The sequence below is a fragment of the Bacillus sp. FS02 genome, from assembly GCF_024398395.1.
Classification (GTDB): Bacteria; Bacillota; Bacilli; order Bacillales; family Bacillaceae; genus Bacillus; species Bacillus altitudinis.
This window is the reverse complement of the sequence record NZ_CP074101.1, coordinates 2,039,495-2,057,637: the sequence shown is the minus strand read 5'-3', so window position 1 is coordinate 2,057,637 and position 18,143 is coordinate 2,039,495. Positions and strand designations below refer to the sequence as shown.

Sequence of the window (18,143 nt, the reverse complement as noted above, 5' to 3'; positions counted from 1 at the left end):
GAATGAAGGCAAAAGTTCATTTTTTCACGAAGTTTCAGATTTTGGGGATGGGTCATGGAAAAGATTTATGGAAGAAAACGGCTCATTTGATAGAATCAACCGCCTATTTTGTCTGAAAAATCTCTTTTTTTATATTGACACTGACCGCTCGAAAAAAGAAAATGGAACATAAGCATTTTAAAAAAGGAGAACGTCATGAGCGCGAATCAGGAACAACACGAATTAAAAAAGCTTTTATCGCCGCGTCATATTCGCATGATTGCGATGGGCGGGGTCATTGGTACAGGAATCTTTAAAGGAAGTGCCGATACAATCGGCTTAGCAGGTCCTGGAGTTATCTTTTCCTATGTATTTGCTGGATTGCTTCTTCTCATTGTCATGGCGGCTTTAGCTGAAATGGCCATCGTCTACCCGGGGAATAACCTTCGCGACCTCATACAGATTGCGCTTGGTCAACGTTTTTCATTTGTTGTCGGATGGGTTTACTGTTTTATGTGGCTCACTGTATGTGTCATTGAAATCATTGCAGCGGGGAGTTTGCTTCAATATTGGATGCCAAACGTACCATTATGGTCTTTATGTTTACTTTGCTCGCTCTTAGTCATCGGAATTAATTTAAATAATGTAAAATACTTTGGTGAAATTGAGTTTTGGTTCGCTGGAATGAAGATTTTCGTTATTATTGTGTTTATTATTCTCGGTGCTGCATTATTATTTGGAATCATTCCGAGCGAACAAAGCACGCCTGTTCTCACCAATTACCAAAACTTTGTCCCGAACGGATGGGGTGCTGTCTTTGCCTCATTATTAGTGGTGATCTTCTCGTATGGAGGCTCTGAATTGATCGGGCTGACCATTACAGAAACAAAGGATGCAGAAAAGGTGTTACCTGGTGTTGTCAAAAGTATGATGTGGCGCATCATCTTGTTTTACACACTGCCGATTTTGATTATTTGCGGACTCATTCCTTGGAATCAAATTGATCCGAATAACAGTCCTTTTGTCCAAGTCTTTTCAGCAGCTGGCATGCAGGGTGCCTCTCACTTCATTAATTTCGTCTTAATTACAGCTGTTCTATCTGCCGCCAACTCTGGTATTTACGGTACGACGAGAATGATTCATTCTCTATCTAAATCAGACGGCGGTCCAAAAAAGCTGGCACAGGTCAACAAAAGAGGTGTACCTATTTTAAGTTTATGGGTGACCGTTCTGTTTCTTTTAATCGGAACATTCTTTGCTTACTTGTACCCAGATCAAATTTTCAGCTATATGCTGGCTATTCCTGGTTTTGCGGTTTCTCTTATTTGGATCAGCATCTGTCTGGCACATTTGAAACTGCGTCCAAGATATCCACAGGAGCCGTATTTCAAAGTTTGGTTATTTCCGTATTTCACTTTATTTGCTGGTCTTGTACTCAGTGTCAGTTTTGTTCTGTTCCTATTCAGACCAGAGAACTTACCTAGCTCGATTATCAGTATCGGTTTCTTAGCAGCCGCCATCATTGCTTCATTCTTAATGAAAAAGAAAGCTTAGAAACGCAAGCAAAGCCCGCCTCAATGGCGGGTTTTTTCATGAGCAGCTGCTGCGACTTCGAAATCAACAGACGCTTTTGGGATGCCGTTGATGATGATGGTTAATGTATGAATGCCCTCATAGTGCTTTCTCGTTGTCATATTTTGAAACGACTGTGACCGGACAAATTCTCTATGCAGCGCCGATCCTGTTTCAAATTCTGTGATTTTAAATACCTTTTGATTGCGTGTACCACGAGCTTTCACGTAATCAACGGCATACTCTACGCGCAGCTTTAATGGCTTATCTGCCTGAAGAATAAAATGAAAGGTCAGCTTCTCTCCAATACGAACGGGGTCTTGCGTCACCTTCAAATCCGTTACTTGGATAGACGGATCATCTCCATAGCCAAATAAAGCCATGATATCTGGATCGCCTTTTTTCAATAACGTACGGGATGCATGTTTGACAATCCAGTTTGTATGTTCATTGGTTCCATACCAGCTTTTGACCATTTGCTTCATGAGGTCTGGCTGAATTGCAGAAATATCATTTAAATGATTCGCTACACTTTTTTGCACATACTTGGCCGAATCTGACTTCAAATTTTCTAAAATGGGCAGCGTGACAGAAGGGTCCTTTTTCAGCGCAGGGACGGATAATCCCCACGGCAAACGAGGCCTGCATCCTTCACTAGCGAGACGGCGAATATGTTCATTTTGATCCTGTGACCACACAAGCATCTGCGCCAGCATTCTCTCTTGATCTTGTATGAGAAAAGGTCGAACGGCAAATTCAGCAGTGGAAAACGGTGTAAAGTATTCAAGTGCTTTGATCGAAATATCCCAATGGTCAACACCATATGTCTCGACATAGTCTGGAAATACGAGCGCACTGAGCCCTGTAAAATGCGGTGCTGTCTGACGCAGTACATCGATTGCCTTCTCATAATCTTCAGGCAGACAGGCGTGCATCGATTCAGTTACTCTTCTCATTCGTCCTTTCAACTCCAGCTGCTCCCAATCCTCTTGAAACACGAGCTGCTGAAAGTGACCAGCATCAAATACAGTTGACGCTTGCACCAGTTTTTCTGCTAAATGTTGAATAAATGGTTCATTATATACATGTTTTAAAGGTTCGATCGTGTCCGCCTCCCATAGCTCAATATCATTATTTTATCCTAAATTGTCAAAAGCGGCATAACAACAAGCCAAAAACAGCCCAATCCCGAAGAATTGAGCTGTTGTCCCGTTATATAAACATATTTATGATCATAATAAATGCAATGGCGCTAACGGAAATGATGGTCTCCATAGCCGTCCAAGTCAAGAACGTCTCTTTAATGGTCATACCAAAATACTCTTTGATCAGCCAAAAACCAGAGTCATTGACATGAGACAAAATCAGTGAACCCGCTCCTGTTGCTAAAACAAGCAGCTCTCTGCTCACATCCGGCATGGATGCAGCGATTGGGGCTACAATTCCGGCCGCTGTCATCATGGATACTGTAGCTGATCCTGTTGCCACACGAATAACCGCAGCAATCAGCCAGCTAAGTAAAATCGGTGAGATTGGGGAGTGTTTGGCTAAATCAGCAATATAATCCCCAACGCCTGAATCGATCAGTACATTATTGAACGCTCCGCCTGCACCAATCACAAGCAGAATGGACGCGATCGGTCCCAAACAATCGTTACTGAATGACAGCACTCGGTCACGGCTCATCCCTTGTATAAAGCCAAGGCTAAAGAAAGAATACACTGTTGCAATCAATAAAGCTGTTATGGGATCTCCAATGTACTTGAACATCTGATACCACATACTATCCTCTGGCAAAATAATATCCGCCAACGTGGCAAGCAGCATAAGAATGACCGGCACCAAAATGGTAAACATCGTATTTGCAAAACCAGGAAGCTTCCGATCAGCATGTCGTTCCGTGAATTGCTTTCTGAGCAGCTCTGGAACTGGTTTATGTATCCGTTTTCCAATCCACTTACCGTACAGCGGTCCAGCAATAATAGCTGTTGGCAAACCGACGATGATTGAAAAGAAAATCGTTTTTCCCACGTTGGCATGATAGATGCCTACTGCTGCCATGGCAGCTGGATGAGGCGGAACTAGCCCATGCACAACAGACAATCCTGCGATTAATGAAATCCCAATCGTCACGAGCGAAATGCCCGTTTCAATCGCAATGGTAAAGAGTAAAGGAATGAGAAGAACGAATCCGACCTGGAAAAAGACAGGTATCCCCACGATAAAGGCTACAAACATCATCGCCCAATGCACATTCTTCGTCCCAAAACGACTGATGAGTGTTTGAGCTATCCGCTCAGCGCCCCCTGACTCAGCCATCATTTTCCCAAGCATGGTTCCAAGCGCTAGGACAATCGCCAGTAACGATAACGTGTTCCCTAATCCCGTTTTAATCGATTGAATGATTTCCTGTAAATCCATTCCTGTAGCAAAGCCTACTAGCATAGAGGTAATGATCAAACTCACAAACGGATTCAACTTAGCGACTGTAATGAGAATGAGTAAAAGGACAATCGCCGCAATCACAATGAATAAAAGCATGTTCTCCCACCTTTTCCCCGATGTTTAACGATTTTGTTTTAATTGCAACGCACTAATGACATCAAATTCATCCTTCAGTTTGTCATAGAGACGCTCATATAAATAAAACAGCTCTATGTATGTTTCGTTGTTCTTCATATTTGGTTCATGGCGGGCAGAAATACGAATCCATTCCTGCACCTCTTCTATCTCTTCCATATGACCTAAACTATGAAGTGCAAGGACAGCCGCCCCAAGTGCGGAAGCCTCGTAGCTCTCTGGAACAAGCACTTCTCTGCCCATTGTATCCGCCAAAATCTGCCGCCATAGCGGGGATCTCGCAAATCCACCAGAAGCCCTGACATCCTTCGCTGGACCTGTTAAATCTCTTAGTGCCACACCGATCGAGAAAACACTCATAATGACGCCTTCTAACACGGCTCTAATAAAGTGCTCGCGCTTATGCTGAAGACCGATCCCGAAGAACGTGCCTCTTGCGTTTGGATTCCAATAAGGTGCTCGCTCACCTGTTAAAAATGGTAGAAACAGCAGTCCTTCTGAGCCAGCTGGAACCTTTTCTGCAATATCAATCATTAGATCGTAAGGGTCTACACCTAGACGCTTTGCTACCTCCACCTCGGAAGACCCAAATTCATCCTTGAGCCATCTCAGCATAATTCCGCCGTTATTGGTCGGTCCTCCGACCACCCAATGCTTGTCTGTCAATGCATAGCAAAATGTTCTTGATTGCTCATCTGTAATTGGCTGATCTACGACTGTACGTACTGCACCACTTGTCCCAATCGTGACTGCTACCTCACCTTTGCCAATCGCACCAACACCAAGATTCGCTAATACACCGTCATTTGCACCCACAACAAATGGTGTATCTTCTTCAATGCCCATTCGCAGCGCAATTTCTGGCTGAAGACCACGCAGCTGATGCGTCGTTGGAACAAGTTCAGACAACTGATTCACCTGAATTCCTGCAATGCGTAGTGCCTCCTCGTCCCATTGAAGCGTTTCCAATCGGAACAGTCCTGTTGCTGATGCGATTGAATAATCGACCACATACTGACCAAAGAAATGATAAAGAACATACTCTTTGATGGAAATGAATTTTGCTGCCTGATTGAAGACGTCAGGTGTCATTTCCTTGATCCATCGTATTTTTGAAAGCGGTGACATTGGATGGATCGGTGTTCCGGTTCTTTTATAAATTTGAAAGCCATCTAAGTCCGTTATGATTCGTTTCGCTTGTTCTGCACTTCTGTTATCAGCCCAAATGATACTGTTTGTTAATGTTTTTCCATTCTCATCCATGACGATTAAGGAATGCATCGCCGTACTAATTCCCACACCTATGAGGTTTTTTGCATCAAATGCTGCTTTCGTCAAGGCGCCTCTTACACTCGCAATCACAGCATCTAAAATATGTTCAGGGTTCTGCTCAACCCATGCTGGCTGGGGGTGAATGAGGTCATAAGGAACAGAATGTTTTGATATGACTTTCCCCTGTGGTCCAAATAGAACCGCCTTTGTACTTGTTGTTCCAATATCCAAACCAATTACCGCCTGGTTTCCCTTCATCTGTATCACGCCCAATCATTGATTTGAAATAAAGTGTCGTGGTGCTGGTGTACCTGATAAATCCCATTATAGGAATATTTTTTTCGACATTCAACGATCAAAAAGAAAATAATTTTCATTTAAAACCTTAGAATCGTTACCACAACAGCATTTTTCACTAATAGAAAAATTTATTTTTGAAACCATTACACTCTTTTTTGAGAAATGGTTTCTCTCATTTGCTTTAAGTTTGTTAATGTTTCCTGCTGCCTTAAATGTGCAAGCGCAAAATATAGCACATCAATCACAGTAAGCTGGGCAAGCCTAGCAGACATCGCTTCCGTTCGGAAAGCCGTTTCTTGCGTTGATGTATACAGCGTGACATCTGCAAGCTGACTCAATGGAGAACGCTGATAGCTTGTAATGCCTATGGTTTTCGCTCCTTTTTCCTTGGCTGTTTTCATCGCATCCAGCAAATCCTTATTTCGACCAGAATGAGATATACCAAGCACTGTGCTCTTTTGATCAAGCAGACCTGCCGACATCGCTTGAAAGTGAGAATCTGTATGAACAATACAGTTGATGCCTGTTCTCATAAATTTGTGAAAAGCATCTGTGGCGATGAGGCCAGACCCACCGCTGCCATAAAACTCTAAGCGCTCTGCTTCATGGATTAATTGTACGGCTTTTTCTACATCTTCTGGATTCAACAATTGAAAACTATCCTTTAATGCAGTGATGTTCGCCTGAAATACCTTTTGCATAAAAACGGCAGTATCATCGTCAAGACTCATCTCTTCATCTACATAATCAGGCTTCGTTTGGTCTATTTCCTGGGCAATAGCAATCTTCAAATCTTGATACCCCTCAAATCCAAGCCTTTTACAAAGACGAAAAATCGTTGCCTCTGAGCTCGCTGTCTTTTTGGCAAGCTCGACAATCGACAAATGGATGATGTCGCGGGGCTCACTTGTAATGTGCTCAGCAATTGCTTTCAGTTTTGGCGGCAATCCTCTGCTTGCTGCCCTTATCTTATCCATACTACTTAAACTGACAGAAGCCAATTGACTTCACTCCTTCCTCATTCATGTGAGCGCATACATTTCCTCATGTTCCCATCTTATAAAAAAGAAGCCTGTTTGCACAGACTTCTTTTTTAAGAATTCAAGACTTTGATCATTAAATCAAAAAACCCTTCAGCATCTACATCCATACACACTTGAAGATTGCGATCTTTTCCCCATTGATGCTGAAAATCACATATCATTTGACCATCGCAGAACTCACTCTTCGTCTCCACTTCTACATGAAAAGCCTGTGTATTCACAAGTTGTTTATCAATTGCAAGACTTACAGCAAGCGGATCATGCATGGCACATGCCCACACCCCATTCCGCTCAAAATAGCGCTGGCGGTAAATGCTTGTGCTCTCTCTGATATAACTGGCTAACGTTTCATTTTGAATGGCATCAATTCTCTCATCCGTTAACAAGACCTGTCTCGTGACATCCAGCCCTACTTGAGTCAATGAAGGGAAACCAGCCTCCAGCACCAATTTCGCCGCTTCTGGATCTGCATATGTATTAAATTCCGCAACCGGTGTGACATTCCCCTGTTCCTGCACGACACCCCCCATAAAAATGACTTCTTTTACGTGATGAATCAGCTCAGGGCATTTTTTTACTGCAAGGGCTAAATTCGTTAACGGCCCTGTCAACACAAGCGTAACCTGCTTCGAATACTTCAGTACTTGGTCAATGATAAAATCAGGCGCAAAACCTTCATCTGCGGTCTTCTTAGGCCGGGCGTCCTTTAAAGCGCCGCCAATTCCATCCTCCCCATGCACCCGATGTTCATAATGAGGGGCTCTCAAAAGAGGCGTTACTGCACCTTTGATGACAGGGATTTCCTCTGCCTCAACCAGCTCAAGCACTTTACACGTATTCAATGTCGCCGCTTCAACAGACACATTCCCGCACACCGTTGTGATCCCCAACATATCAAACCGCTTACTTTTCACTGCAAGCAAAATACCAATCGCATCATCAATTCCAGTGTCTACATCCAAGATCAATTTCTTTTTATTTGCCATGTTTGAAAACTCTCCCTTGTTTGTAAGTGTTGTTAGGGGAATGATAGCATATTACTTTGGTCATCGTTTTTTAAAGAACATACGGCTAACGGATATTTTTCACTCTTTTTCTCCAATGTCTCTCAGATACTGTTCACGTTCCTCCTTAGTAAAACTTTTAAGGTAATTTTCTTTCACTTCCGGCTCATCTTTATATTCTTCCCAATCTATAAAGCGGTCTGATAATTCAGGGTCATAACTCATTGAACCGATTTTTTTAGCTCTATATTGTAAAGAAGCTGAGAAACCGTACTTTTCCGGTTCATCATTTATATATCCTCTAATTACGATGTAGCCCATTGGATCAATAGTTACCCTCTTCTTAAACGTTATGGTCTTAATAAAGTGATGGATGTCTTCTTTGCGTAAACATTCTTCTATTTTAGGCTTCATTTTTTCTGCGAGCTCTTCTGCTTTTTCTTGATCACTCTTTGCTTTTACCACATCATTTGTTTTACTTTGCTTATTGTGCTGAGTGATTAACGAAGTCACTGAGACAATGATGATAACGACCAAAACAGATACAAGTTTTAAAGTATTTTTCATACAACGCAACACTCCTTACAATCAAAACTTCTCAATTAATGATAATAAAAAAATAAAACAGGTGGGTAGACACCTGCTTCACTCTTTTTCTCCAATGTCCTTTAGATATTGCTCTCGTTCTTTTTCAGAGAGTCGTTTAAGATAGTTTTCCTTTAATTCTGGTTCATCTTTAAATTTGTCCCAATCTTTAAAACGATATGACAACTCAGGGTCATAACTCATTGAACCGATTTTTTTAGCTCTATATTGTAAAGAAGCTAAAAATCCGAACTTCTCCGGTTCATTATTTATATAGCCATCGATTATAATATCCCCCATAGGATTGATGGTCACATCTTTTTCAAACGTTATGGTTTTAATAAAGTGATGAATGTCTCTTTTATGTAAATGCTCTTCTATCTTAGGCTTCATCATCTCTGCGAGTTCTTCTACTTTTTCTTCATCGCTCTTCTCTTCCACTATATCATCCGACAGACTCTGATTAATGTACTCTACAATGAAAGCAGTTACTGAGATGATGACGACCACAAATAATATAGAAAATTTCATTGTATTTCTCATAAAAAATAAAAACTCCTTTATGAACCTTTAATCAATCTACAAATGAAATTGACACAAATAAAAACAGGTAGGTGAGTACCTGCTTTACTCTTTTTCTCCAATGTCCTTTAGATATTGCTCTCGTTCTTTTTTAGAGAGTCTGTTAAGGTAGTTTTCTTTTATCTCAGGCTCATCTTTATATTTATTCCAGTCTTTAAAACGATATGACAACTCTGGGGAAAAGCTCATAGAACCAATTTCGTTAGACTTATGCATTAAAGATGCTGAGAAATAAAATTTTTCAGGATCATCATTTATATAACCATCAACTGTTACATATCCCATTGGACTAATGGATACCTTTTTTTTGAATGTTATTTTTTCTATAAAATGATAGATATCCTTTTTATGTAATCTTTCTTCTATTTTTGGTTTCATTTTCTCTGCGAACTCTTCTGCTTTTTCTTGATCACTTTTCTCTTTCACAACAGTTTCCCCTCCTGAATCATTCGATTTTTCTTTCTTATCTTGTTGGATAATAAGAGAAACTATTAGAATAATAACGATAGTAAATAATATAATCACAACTTTGATTGTGTTTTTCATTAGATAAATCCACCTTTGTTAATCTAGAGGATTTTAATCCTCTTTTTATAGATATCTATCATACAATATCATATAATATATAAGATAAATATTACAGGAGTGACAATTTTGTCTAAAACCGTAGCCCAAAACGAACTTTCTGATAAAGACTATAATCTTATTTCCAATGCATCTTATAAAATAGATTACTATAGAATTTCTAGTGAAATAGAAATTAGTAAAAATAAGACCATGTATGTCATTGATTATAAAGAAACAACTAAAGGTCTTAATGCACTAACTATCGTTTCCGAAGAAGATTTTGATCGCTCCGATGGAGGAAAAGACCTCACAAAAATCAAAAACGCCGTCATCGCCTACCGCGGCTCAGAACCGATTGGGGCAGGCCAATATAAAGATACCATTAAAAAACATGGAAAAAAAGAGTCAGATGATCTTCTTTCTACCATTTTGACAAAGCTGCCTCCTTTTAGCCAGTCAGAGACGTCAAAGGAAGTCACGACGAAGATGACGACAGGGACAACGACCTATACAAATGAGATTGTACAAGATTGGTTGATTTCAGATACGAAGTATTTGATTAAAAATATCCCTTTTGAACACGGTGCAGAGAATCAAATGGTGCAAGCGGACCGGTATGCGAAAGAGATCCATAAGAAAATGCCGAATGCGAAGATGTATGTGACAGGGCATTCACTTGGCGGGTCAAATGCTTCTTATGTTCTTGTCAAAAATGATTTTATTCAAGGTGGGGTCACCTTTGAGAATCCGAATATTTACCCAAATCTATCGGATGGTCTGCAAGCCAAAGCATTAAAAGGTGATTACCGTAGTAGATTAACAGAATATATCAATCTCAATGACGGGCTTTCTCTCTTAAATCGTCATACGACAGAAATCGGTCGTGTGAAAGTGATGTATGATGCCGCTTTACCTGAAGGCGTCGATTACACTGAGGACTCCTCAAAAGCCGTCCAATTTATGAAAAATCTCCTCAATCGGGCAATGAGTGTGAATCCTTCACTTGATGCGAATTTATTTCTTGAAGCCCTCGCCGGCAGCCATGGCTTAGACCGGTATTCCTTTTCGTCAGATGGCTCCGTTCAAACCATTGATGATATGTTGAGAAAAAACCCTTCTCTCACTGCCGCCATGTTACATCAATTGAGCCAATCAAATGTTCACCCGCAAAGTGTGGTAGCGATTTTAATCAAGTCGCATGTTCTTATGAACACAGGTCGTACATTCTCCACATATGCCGAGCACCATATGCAGCAAATCATTCGTAAAATTGAGAAACTCGATGACAAAGTGGATCAATCGGTGGAACGCGTCCGTTCAAGATACAAACAAATTGTCGGTTTTGGTTCGTATGACCAGCTGACGGCTTCAGATGTGGATGCTGTGATTCGCCACTTAAAAACAGAGGGTCTTGAAAATGAGTTCTATTCGGTCAAAAAGTATGATGCAGCGATTGATCATGCGATGGATATGAAAAGGTGGATGGACTCAATATCAGATGATATGAGCCAGCTAGGAAAACAATACCACGATGCAGATACAACCCTTGCCAAAAATATGGGTATTTCTTAAGGAGTACGACAAATGGAATTTTCAAAGAAACAACCAACAGATGCAGATCGTTTTTTGCAAAGAATGACAGATACGCATACATCTAGCTCCATCTTCTCTCAAGCAAACTTTAACACGGAAGACATGACACCAGCAGAGCTGGCTGCTTTGAAAGCAAAGATCAAAGAAGAACAGAAAACAGCGCTGATCAGAGCCATCCGGCATCAACTTCAAAATGAATTTGCAGAGGATCGTCAAGAAGCCAAAAAAATAGTAGATCTAATTGATGACCTTCTGATTAACGTGTACAAACATCAAAAGAACATCCAAACCCATATGTCAGGTGAAGCGATTGACGCCTTAATCGAAAAAATCGAAAAAAGACTCACATTTTTTGAGCTGAAAGAAGATGTTCAATCCGCCATCGACTCGATCGGCATTTAAATGAACCTTCTATCCGGTGAATCTTTTCCCCGTCTCACTCGTATATACTAAAAGAGTGATTGATTTGAAAGGAGATCTGTTTGTGGGATATATGTTGTTATTTTCGGTTGTGATCGGTCTTGTCCTGACCCTTTTGCTCACACCACTCAGGTTAATCTTTAGAAAGAAAGGGACTGAACAACAGGTGCCGCTTATGTGGATTGCGGGACTGGCACTGCTGTTTATCATCGGGATTTTCGGCTTCTACTACATCACCAATTTAGACCGCAACCCATCATCACTGTGGCTCATTGGACTTGTTGTGACAGCAGCAGGTGCCTTTTTATCAGTGGGATTGGAGCGGAAGATCAAGGGCGTATTATTTCTCATTTTATTGCTGCTCGGTGTTTATATGGCAACCGCTTTTCTATTCAATGCAAATGAGAAATTCGACGTGTCTAAAATGGAGCAAAAAGTCGAAATCAAAGCGTTCGATGAGACAGAGACACCTGCGAGTGTACCACCGCAATTTGCTCGCAATAAGATGAAGAAATCGTTCGGACAGGTGCCAAACACGAGTTACTACGAGCTTGGCAGCTTGCAAATTCAGAAGGTCAATGGTGAGTATGTGTATATCGCACCCGTCGAGTTCTCCGATTTCTTTAAATGGATTCGTTCTGGTAGCACACCGGGTTACTTTACATTAAGTGCGACCGACTCATCTGCCAATCCAAAGTTTGTGAAAACCGAGATGGTCTATACGCCTTCTTCCTATTTCAATAAGGAAATTGAGCGGCATATCCGTCTTCAGTACCCAGATTTGATTTTCTATGGAGACACGCAGCTCGAGATCAATGATGATGGCAAGCCTTATTACATCCAAACATTTGGAGATTTCATCTCTGCACGAAACGGGTTTAAAGCTTCCGGTGTAGTTGTTGTGGATGCCAAAACGGGTGAAACGAAGAAATATTCCTTAGACAAAGTACCAGCCTTTATTGATGGCGCTGTGTCACCAGAGGCCGTCAGTCTGCAAAATAGTTACTTCGGCAACTATGTACATGGTTTCTGGAACAGTATGTTTGGAAAATCAGATGTGAAGCTGCCTTCAGACGAGGGAACGGAAGCCAATGTAAGTCCGGTGTTTGATTCAAAAGGGGATATGTATTACTTCACAGATTTCACCAGTCCAAAAGAGGGCGTTGATTCCATGCTCGGGTATGCACTAACAAATGCCCGAACAGGAAAAGCCACGTATTATACGGGTAATCTTGAAGAATCCTACATGGATTCACAGGGAGCTTTGCAAATTATTGAGAAGCGATTTATCGAAAAGAAATGGAAGGGCCGCATGCCGATTCTTTATAATTTCTACGGGGAAGCCAGCTGGCTTACACCTGTTCTCGATTCAAACGGGTTCCTGCAAAACTACTTTATTGTTTCGGCAGCCAATCCTGAAATCGCCGCATACGCTTCTACACCAAATGAAGCACTAAGAGCCTATAAAACTGCTCTTCAAAAAGGCGGCGGTACCGTCAATAGTTCATCAAAGCAAGAAAAGAAAGAGTCAACAGGTAAAGTGAAAAGGGTGTATAAGGAAAAGACCGGTGATTATACAACCGTCACCTTCTTACTAGACGATGGGAAAAACTACACCATGTCATCTGAAAAAGAGCCTCTTATTATTTATTTAAAAGAAGGGGATCAAGTCACCATGAAGTACACAGATACAGGTGAGATTTTCCTCCCAGTCGATGAAATCAACATCAAAGGATTATAAAAAAAGACGTTTCTCCTACTGCGGAGAAGCGTCTTTTCTCTCTTTTCTCAACAACTCAACAAGCAATTCCTTATTCTTATTCCCACCTGTCATCGGGGATTCAATATAGGAAAATGTCCGTTTAAAGTCCATTCCCCTCACAGAAATGACAGCCAATTCCCCGCCAATGCTGCCCCGCTGGAGCACATATTTAGATAAAACAGACAGCCCCATTCCATGAATGACAGCTTCTTTAATCGCTTGATTGCTGCTAAATGTCACAAAAGTCCGCGCTTTCAGTCCATTTGATTTCAAGACGTGCTGTAAGTATTCTCCTGTCCCAGATCCTTCTTCTCTTGTGATCCATGTTTCATTTTGCAATTGATCAATGGTGACATCCTTTTTCTTTGCAAACGGATGGTCTAATGGGGCAACGATATACAGTTCATCCTCTAGAAACGTTTCCACAGAGAGTTCTTTGTCATTGGTTTGTCCTTCGATCAGTCCGATGTCGACATGGAACAACCGAACATGTCTAGCGATCGCCTCTGTATTATCAATGACTACCTCAATATCAACATGCGGATAAAGCTGATGAAATTGTGCCAAGATTTGCGGCAGCACATACTCCCCAATGGTAAAACTCGCTCCAATCGTGAGCTTCCCTCGTGCCAGATGATGATGCTCATAAATATCCTGCTTCGCCTGTTCATATAAACGAATGATTTGTTTTGATCGATGGTACAGCATATCCCCAGTTGGCGTCACCGTTAATTGCTTTGGCGAACGATTGAGCAGAACCGTCTGAAATTCCTGCTCCAAATTCTTAATGTGAAGACTGACACTCGGTTGAGAAATCCGTAGCTTCTGAGCTGCTTTTGTAAAGTTTTTCTCTTCTACCACTGTCACAAATGTCTTCAGTGCATCATAATACATCTGTCCCTCTCCTATCAGAAATCTTAATCCTACATCTTCAATACATATATCTTACTAATTCCTTTCGGGATCGTAAAGATCAGTCTAAACGCAATCAATTTAATAAAAATATTTACTAATTTTTTTAAAGACTCTATACTGAAAGGAGATATTTTCTATAGGAGGTGCTGACTTGGGAGCTAAAATAAAGGACATTGCGGAAAAAGCCGGATTATCCATCGCCACCGTGTCTCGCGTATTGAACCAAGATCCCAACCTATCTGTTACAAATCAAACACGTGAGAGAGTATACGCGGCAGCAGAAGCTTTGTCCTATCAAAAAAAGACATTCAAACATTCACTAAAAAAAATTGCCTTTCTCTATTGGATGACTGAAAAAGAAGAGCTTGAAGATATTTATTTTAAATCCATTCGTCTAGGCATCGAGGAACTCACCAATACCCGAAGCTTAAATGTTACCGCTTACAACCCATCTGATGGTCTTCATTCTATTGATCCTTCTACAGAAGGCATCATCGCCATCGGTCGATTTAAAAAAACTGAGCTGGATCAATTATATGCGATCACAAAACATATCGTCTTTATTGATACATCACCAGATGAAGACCGCTTTGATTCTGTAAAACCAAACCTGAAACGAATTGTAGAAAAGATTATTGATTCTTTTATCGAAAAACAGCACACATCCATCGGATTTATTGGCGGGACAGATCTTGATCTCAATACAAATAGGCGGATTCCAGATATTCGTGAAACGACCTTTCGCCAGTACATGACAGCACACAACAAACTGGATGAACAATTGGTCTATATCGGTCACCACTTCTCTGTAGATGAAGGCTATTCATTGATGATGAAGGCGATCGACGAGCTCGGTGATCACCTGCCAACCGCTTTTTGTGTCGCAAGTGATCCTCTTGCGATAGGCTGTTTACAAGCATTAAATGAACGCGGTTTTTCTTTACCAAATCGAGTGAGTGTCTTTAGTATCAACGATATTCACGTCTCTCAATATGTGTCACCACCGCTCACAACTTATCACATCCATACCTCTTTACTTTGCGAAACAGCTGTCGATTTACTTTTAGAAAGACTTGTTGATGGCAGAACATTACCAAAAACCGTGCTGATTGCCTCAGAACCTGTCTTTCGGAAAAGCACGATATAAACAGCTGGAAGGCCTGCCGTATATGGTGGGCTTCTTTTCTCTTTATTTCAGTAAAAAATTTTACTTAATAAATTTAATAAAATGTGTTTACTTTTTTTACTCAAGTTGATATTCTCACATTAAGAAAGCGTTTTCTTATCATCTGTGAAAAAAGAACGAGAGGGGATTACGAATGAAAAAGGGAAAATGGGCGACATTATCGGCAGTCGTTGGTACTGCTGTGCTGCTACTGTCAGCATGCGGACCAGGAGATGACAATTCAAGCGGTACACAGCCGACATCTACAGGTACAAAGACCTTGCTAGTGTGGGAGGATGTCAAAAAGTCTGATGGGATTCAAGACGCCGTCAAAGAATTTGAAAAACAAAACGACGTGAAAGTCAAAGTAGTCGAAAAAGCATATGCCGACCAAATTGAAGCGCTTCGTCTTGATGGCGCAGCCGGCACTGGTCCAGATGTCATCACCATGCCTCACGACCAAATTGGATCAGCTGTCACAGAGGGATTGTTACAAGAAATCAAACCAGATGAAAAAGTGATCAATTCCTTCACAGACGAATCGATTCAATCACAAACGATAGATGGCAAGCTATATGGCCTGCCAAAATCCGTTGAAACCACTGTGCTTTTCTATAACAAAGACCTTGTGAAAAAGGCACCAACGACACTCGATGGCTGGTATGACCTTTCGAAAAAGCTGACAAAGGACGGGAAATACGGTTTTGTTGCGAAGTGGGATGAAATTTATTACGCAGAAAGTGTATTAGGCGGTTCAGGTGGCTATATTTTCAAACAGAAAAACGATGGGTCTTATGACGTCAATGATATTGGTCTTAATAACGATGGTGCCATCGAAGGCGGAAAATACATTCAAACATTCTTTAGCGAAGGACTTTTCCCGAAAGGCATCATTGGTGAGCAAGGAATCAATGTCCTCAATTCCTTATTCACTGAGAAAAAGGCAGCGGCTGTGATTTCTGGTCCATGGTCATTTGGTCCTTATAAAGATGCGGGTATCGACTATGGCGTGACGGAACTGCCAACACTCCCTAACGGAAAACATATGAGCTCGTTCTTAGGTGTAAAGAGCTACAACGTCTCCTCTTATTCTAAAAATAAAGAACTTGCCGAGAAATTTGTTGAGTTTGTCACGAACGAAAAAAATTCGAAAAAGCGCTTTGAAGTAACAGAGGAAATTCCACCAGTGAAAAAGCTGATGAAAGACCCAGTCATTACTGAAAACGCTAATGCGGATGCTGTTTCAAAGCAAACGAAATATGCCACACTGACACCGAACAATCCAGAAATGGCAGAGGTGTGGAAGCCAATTGACAGCGCATTAGGGCTGATTGCGACTGGCCGTACCGATGTGAAAAAGGCATTTGATGATGCGGTCAAACAAATCGACTCGCAAATTAAAGCGAATCACTCCAAATAAACACCAAGCGCAGGTAGCTGTTCATCTGTCATGCTGCCTGCACTTGATCTAATTTCATATGAAGTAGGTGTTAGACGTGACGGGTAACCTTGAACTAGACCGCACACACATAGTGGAATCAAAGACACACCGGAGACGGGCGCTAATGTTCTCTCTTATACCCGGGATGGGGCAAATATACAACAAACAGTATGGCAAAGGGGCACTCTTTTTCCTGTTTGGCGTTTCTTTTCTACTTGTGTTTTATGATTTATTCAATATTGGCTTCTGGGGGCTGTTCACACTTGGTACGATGCTGCCTCGTGACAACTCTGTTTTCCTTTTAGCAAAAGGAATTATTGCACTTTTAACAGCTGGATTTGGCATCGGTTTTTATGTACTCATGATACGAGATGCATTTATGAACGGAAAGAAACGTGATCAAGGGGTTCCGCTTCATTCCATCCGTGCTCAATACCATCAGCTCATCGACCAAGGCTTTCCTTATTTAATGAGCACTCCTGCTTTCTTTTTACTTCTATTCTCTGTTGTCTTTCCTATTATGTTCAGCTTTGCGCTGGCCTTTACAAACTATGATTTATACCACTCGCCTCCTGCCAATCTCATTGATTGGGTAGGCATCAAAAACTTTCAAAATATCTTTTCAATCGATATTTGGAGAGACACATTCATTGATGTACTAGGCTGGACGGTCGTATGGACGTTGGCTGCATCGACCCTTCAATGTGCTGTCGGCATTTTCCTAGCGGTTCTGCTCAATCAAAAAGATTTAAAAGGAAAACGGTTTTTCAGAACGATTTTGATTCTGCCGTGGGCTGTTCCAGGATTTGTGACCATTTTGGTGTTTGCTGGATTGTTTAACGACACGTTTGGTGCGATCAACAATACCCTTTTTGCATCGATTGGAATTGATCCAAAACCATGGCTGACAGATCCATTTTGGAGCAAAATCGCTCTTATTGCGATGCAGACTTGGCTTGGTTTTCCTTTTGTGTTCATTATGACAACTGGCGTTTTGCAGGCCATTCCTGAAGATTTATACGAGGCTGCAACCATTGATGGGGCAAATTTCTTTCAGAAATTCCGTTCCATTACATTACCGCTTGTCCTCTATTCAATTGCACCTATATTAATTACGCAATATACGTTTAACTTTAACAACTTTAATATCATCTACTTATTTAATGGCGGAGGACCGCCTGTGGCTGGCTCAACTGCTGGGGGAACGGACATCTTGGTGTCTTGGATTTACAAACTGACGATGCAATCTTCTCAATATGCACTCGCTGCCGCTGTTACGATCTTACTGTCGATCTTCGTCATCGCCATTGCACTTTGGCAGTTTAAGAGAACGAATTCATTTAAAGAGGAGGACATGATGTGA

The 18,143-nt window shown here is 41.3% G+C and carries 16 protein-coding genes; 7 read left to right on the top strand and 9 right to left on the bottom strand.

Annotated features, from left to right (window positions below; translation table 11 throughout):
• The first annotated feature begins 195 nt into the window (after positions 1-195).
• Complete coding sequence (locus KFQ09_RS10420) at positions 196-1,533, top strand: amino acid permease (RefSeq protein ID WP_007498042.1); 1,338 nt, start codon at positions 196-198, stop codon at positions 1,531-1,533.
• Positions 1,534-1,553: 20 nt separating this feature from the next.
• Here the strand turns inward: KFQ09_RS10420 and KFQ09_RS10415 are convergent, their stop codons facing one another.
• From KFQ09_RS10415 to KFQ09_RS10380, 8 genes are all read right to left on the bottom strand, one after another.
• Complete coding sequence (locus KFQ09_RS10415; RefSeq protein WP_370648325.1) at positions 1,554-2,654, bottom strand: DNA alkylation repair protein; 1,101 nt, start codon at positions 2,652-2,654, stop codon at positions 1,554-1,556.
• Between the two features lie 109 nt (positions 2,655-2,763).
• Positions 2,764-4,092: a GntP family permease gene (locus KFQ09_RS10410; protein ID WP_008347326.1), complete on the bottom strand. Its 1,329-nt coding sequence runs from the start codon at positions 4,090-4,092 to the stop codon at positions 2,764-2,766.
• A 24-nt stretch (positions 4,093-4,116) separates the two neighbouring features.
• Positions 4,117-5,661, bottom strand: coding sequence for a gluconokinase (gene gntK, locus KFQ09_RS10405; protein ID WP_039962837.1), 1,545 nt, complete (start codon positions 5,659-5,661; stop codon positions 4,117-4,119).
• A gap of 185 nt (positions 5,662-5,846) precedes the next feature.
• Positions 5,847-6,680, bottom strand: coding sequence for a MurR/RpiR family transcriptional regulator (locus KFQ09_RS10400; protein ID WP_034646848.1), 834 nt, complete (start codon positions 6,678-6,680; stop codon positions 5,847-5,849).
• Positions 6,681-6,796: 116 nt separating this feature from the next.
• Positions 6,797-7,732, bottom strand: a complete 936-nt coding sequence (locus KFQ09_RS10395; RefSeq protein ID WP_017368375.1) for a nucleoside hydrolase — start codon at positions 7,730-7,732, stop codon at positions 6,797-6,799.
• Positions 7,733-7,831: 99 nt separating this feature from the next.
• Positions 7,832-8,317: a DUF1433 domain-containing protein gene (locus tag KFQ09_RS10390; protein WP_255835654.1), complete on the bottom strand. Its 486-nt coding sequence runs from the start codon at positions 8,315-8,317 to the stop codon at positions 7,832-7,834.
• Positions 8,318-8,395: 78 nt separating this feature from the next.
• Positions 8,396-8,878: a DUF1433 domain-containing protein gene (locus KFQ09_RS10385; RefSeq protein ID WP_255835653.1), complete on the bottom strand. Its 483-nt coding sequence runs from the start codon at positions 8,876-8,878 to the stop codon at positions 8,396-8,398.
• Between the two features lie 84 nt (positions 8,879-8,962).
• A complete protein-coding gene (locus KFQ09_RS10380) occupies positions 8,963-9,463 on the bottom strand; it encodes a DUF1433 domain-containing protein (RefSeq protein ID WP_019743871.1) in 501 nt (166 codons plus the stop codon).
• Between the two features lie 99 nt (positions 9,464-9,562).
• Between KFQ09_RS10380 and KFQ09_RS10375 the strand changes: the two genes are divergently transcribed.
• The 3 genes from KFQ09_RS10375 to KFQ09_RS10365 all read left to right on the top strand — a co-directional run bounded on the left by KFQ09_RS10375 (position 9,563) and on the right by KFQ09_RS10365 (position 13,238).
• Positions 9,563-11,056: a lipase family protein gene (locus tag KFQ09_RS10375; protein WP_224564398.1), complete on the top strand. Its 1,494-nt coding sequence runs from the start codon at positions 9,563-9,565 to the stop codon at positions 11,054-11,056.
• A gap of 12 nt (positions 11,057-11,068) precedes the next feature.
• Positions 11,069-11,479, top strand: a complete 411-nt coding sequence (locus KFQ09_RS10370; protein WP_060832778.1) for a hypothetical protein — start codon at positions 11,069-11,071, stop codon at positions 11,477-11,479.
• A gap of 82 nt (positions 11,480-11,561) precedes the next feature.
• Positions 11,562-13,238 (top strand): hypothetical protein, encoded by a 1,677-nt coding sequence (locus tag KFQ09_RS10365; protein ID WP_060832779.1) that lies wholly within the window; start codon positions 11,562-11,564, stop codon positions 13,236-13,238.
• A gap of 15 nt (positions 13,239-13,253) precedes the next feature.
• Here KFQ09_RS10365 and KFQ09_RS10360 read toward each other — a convergent pair whose 3' ends face one another.
• Positions 13,254-14,153, bottom strand: a complete 900-nt coding sequence (locus KFQ09_RS10360; protein ID WP_008347343.1) for a LysR family transcriptional regulator — start codon at positions 14,151-14,153, stop codon at positions 13,254-13,256.
• A gap of 172 nt (positions 14,154-14,325) precedes the next feature.
• On the opposite strand from KFQ09_RS10360, the gene KFQ09_RS10355 reads away from it, so the two are divergent.
• The 3 genes from KFQ09_RS10355 to KFQ09_RS10345 all read left to right on the top strand — a co-directional run bounded on the left by KFQ09_RS10355 (position 14,326) and on the right by KFQ09_RS10345 (position 18,143).
• Positions 14,326-15,321: a LacI family DNA-binding transcriptional regulator gene (locus tag KFQ09_RS10355; RefSeq protein WP_017368381.1), complete on the top strand. Its 996-nt coding sequence runs from the start codon at positions 14,326-14,328 to the stop codon at positions 15,319-15,321.
• A 172-nt stretch (positions 15,322-15,493) separates the two neighbouring features.
• Positions 15,494-16,759 (top strand): galactooligosaccharide ABC transporter substrate-binding protein GanS, encoded by a 1,266-nt coding sequence (locus tag KFQ09_RS10350; protein WP_255835652.1) that lies wholly within the window; start codon positions 15,494-15,496, stop codon positions 16,757-16,759.
• Positions 16,760-16,904: 145 nt separating this feature from the next.
• Positions 16,905-18,143, top strand: a complete 1,239-nt coding sequence (locus tag KFQ09_RS10345; RefSeq protein WP_045033662.1) for a carbohydrate ABC transporter permease — start codon at positions 16,905-16,907, stop codon at positions 18,141-18,143.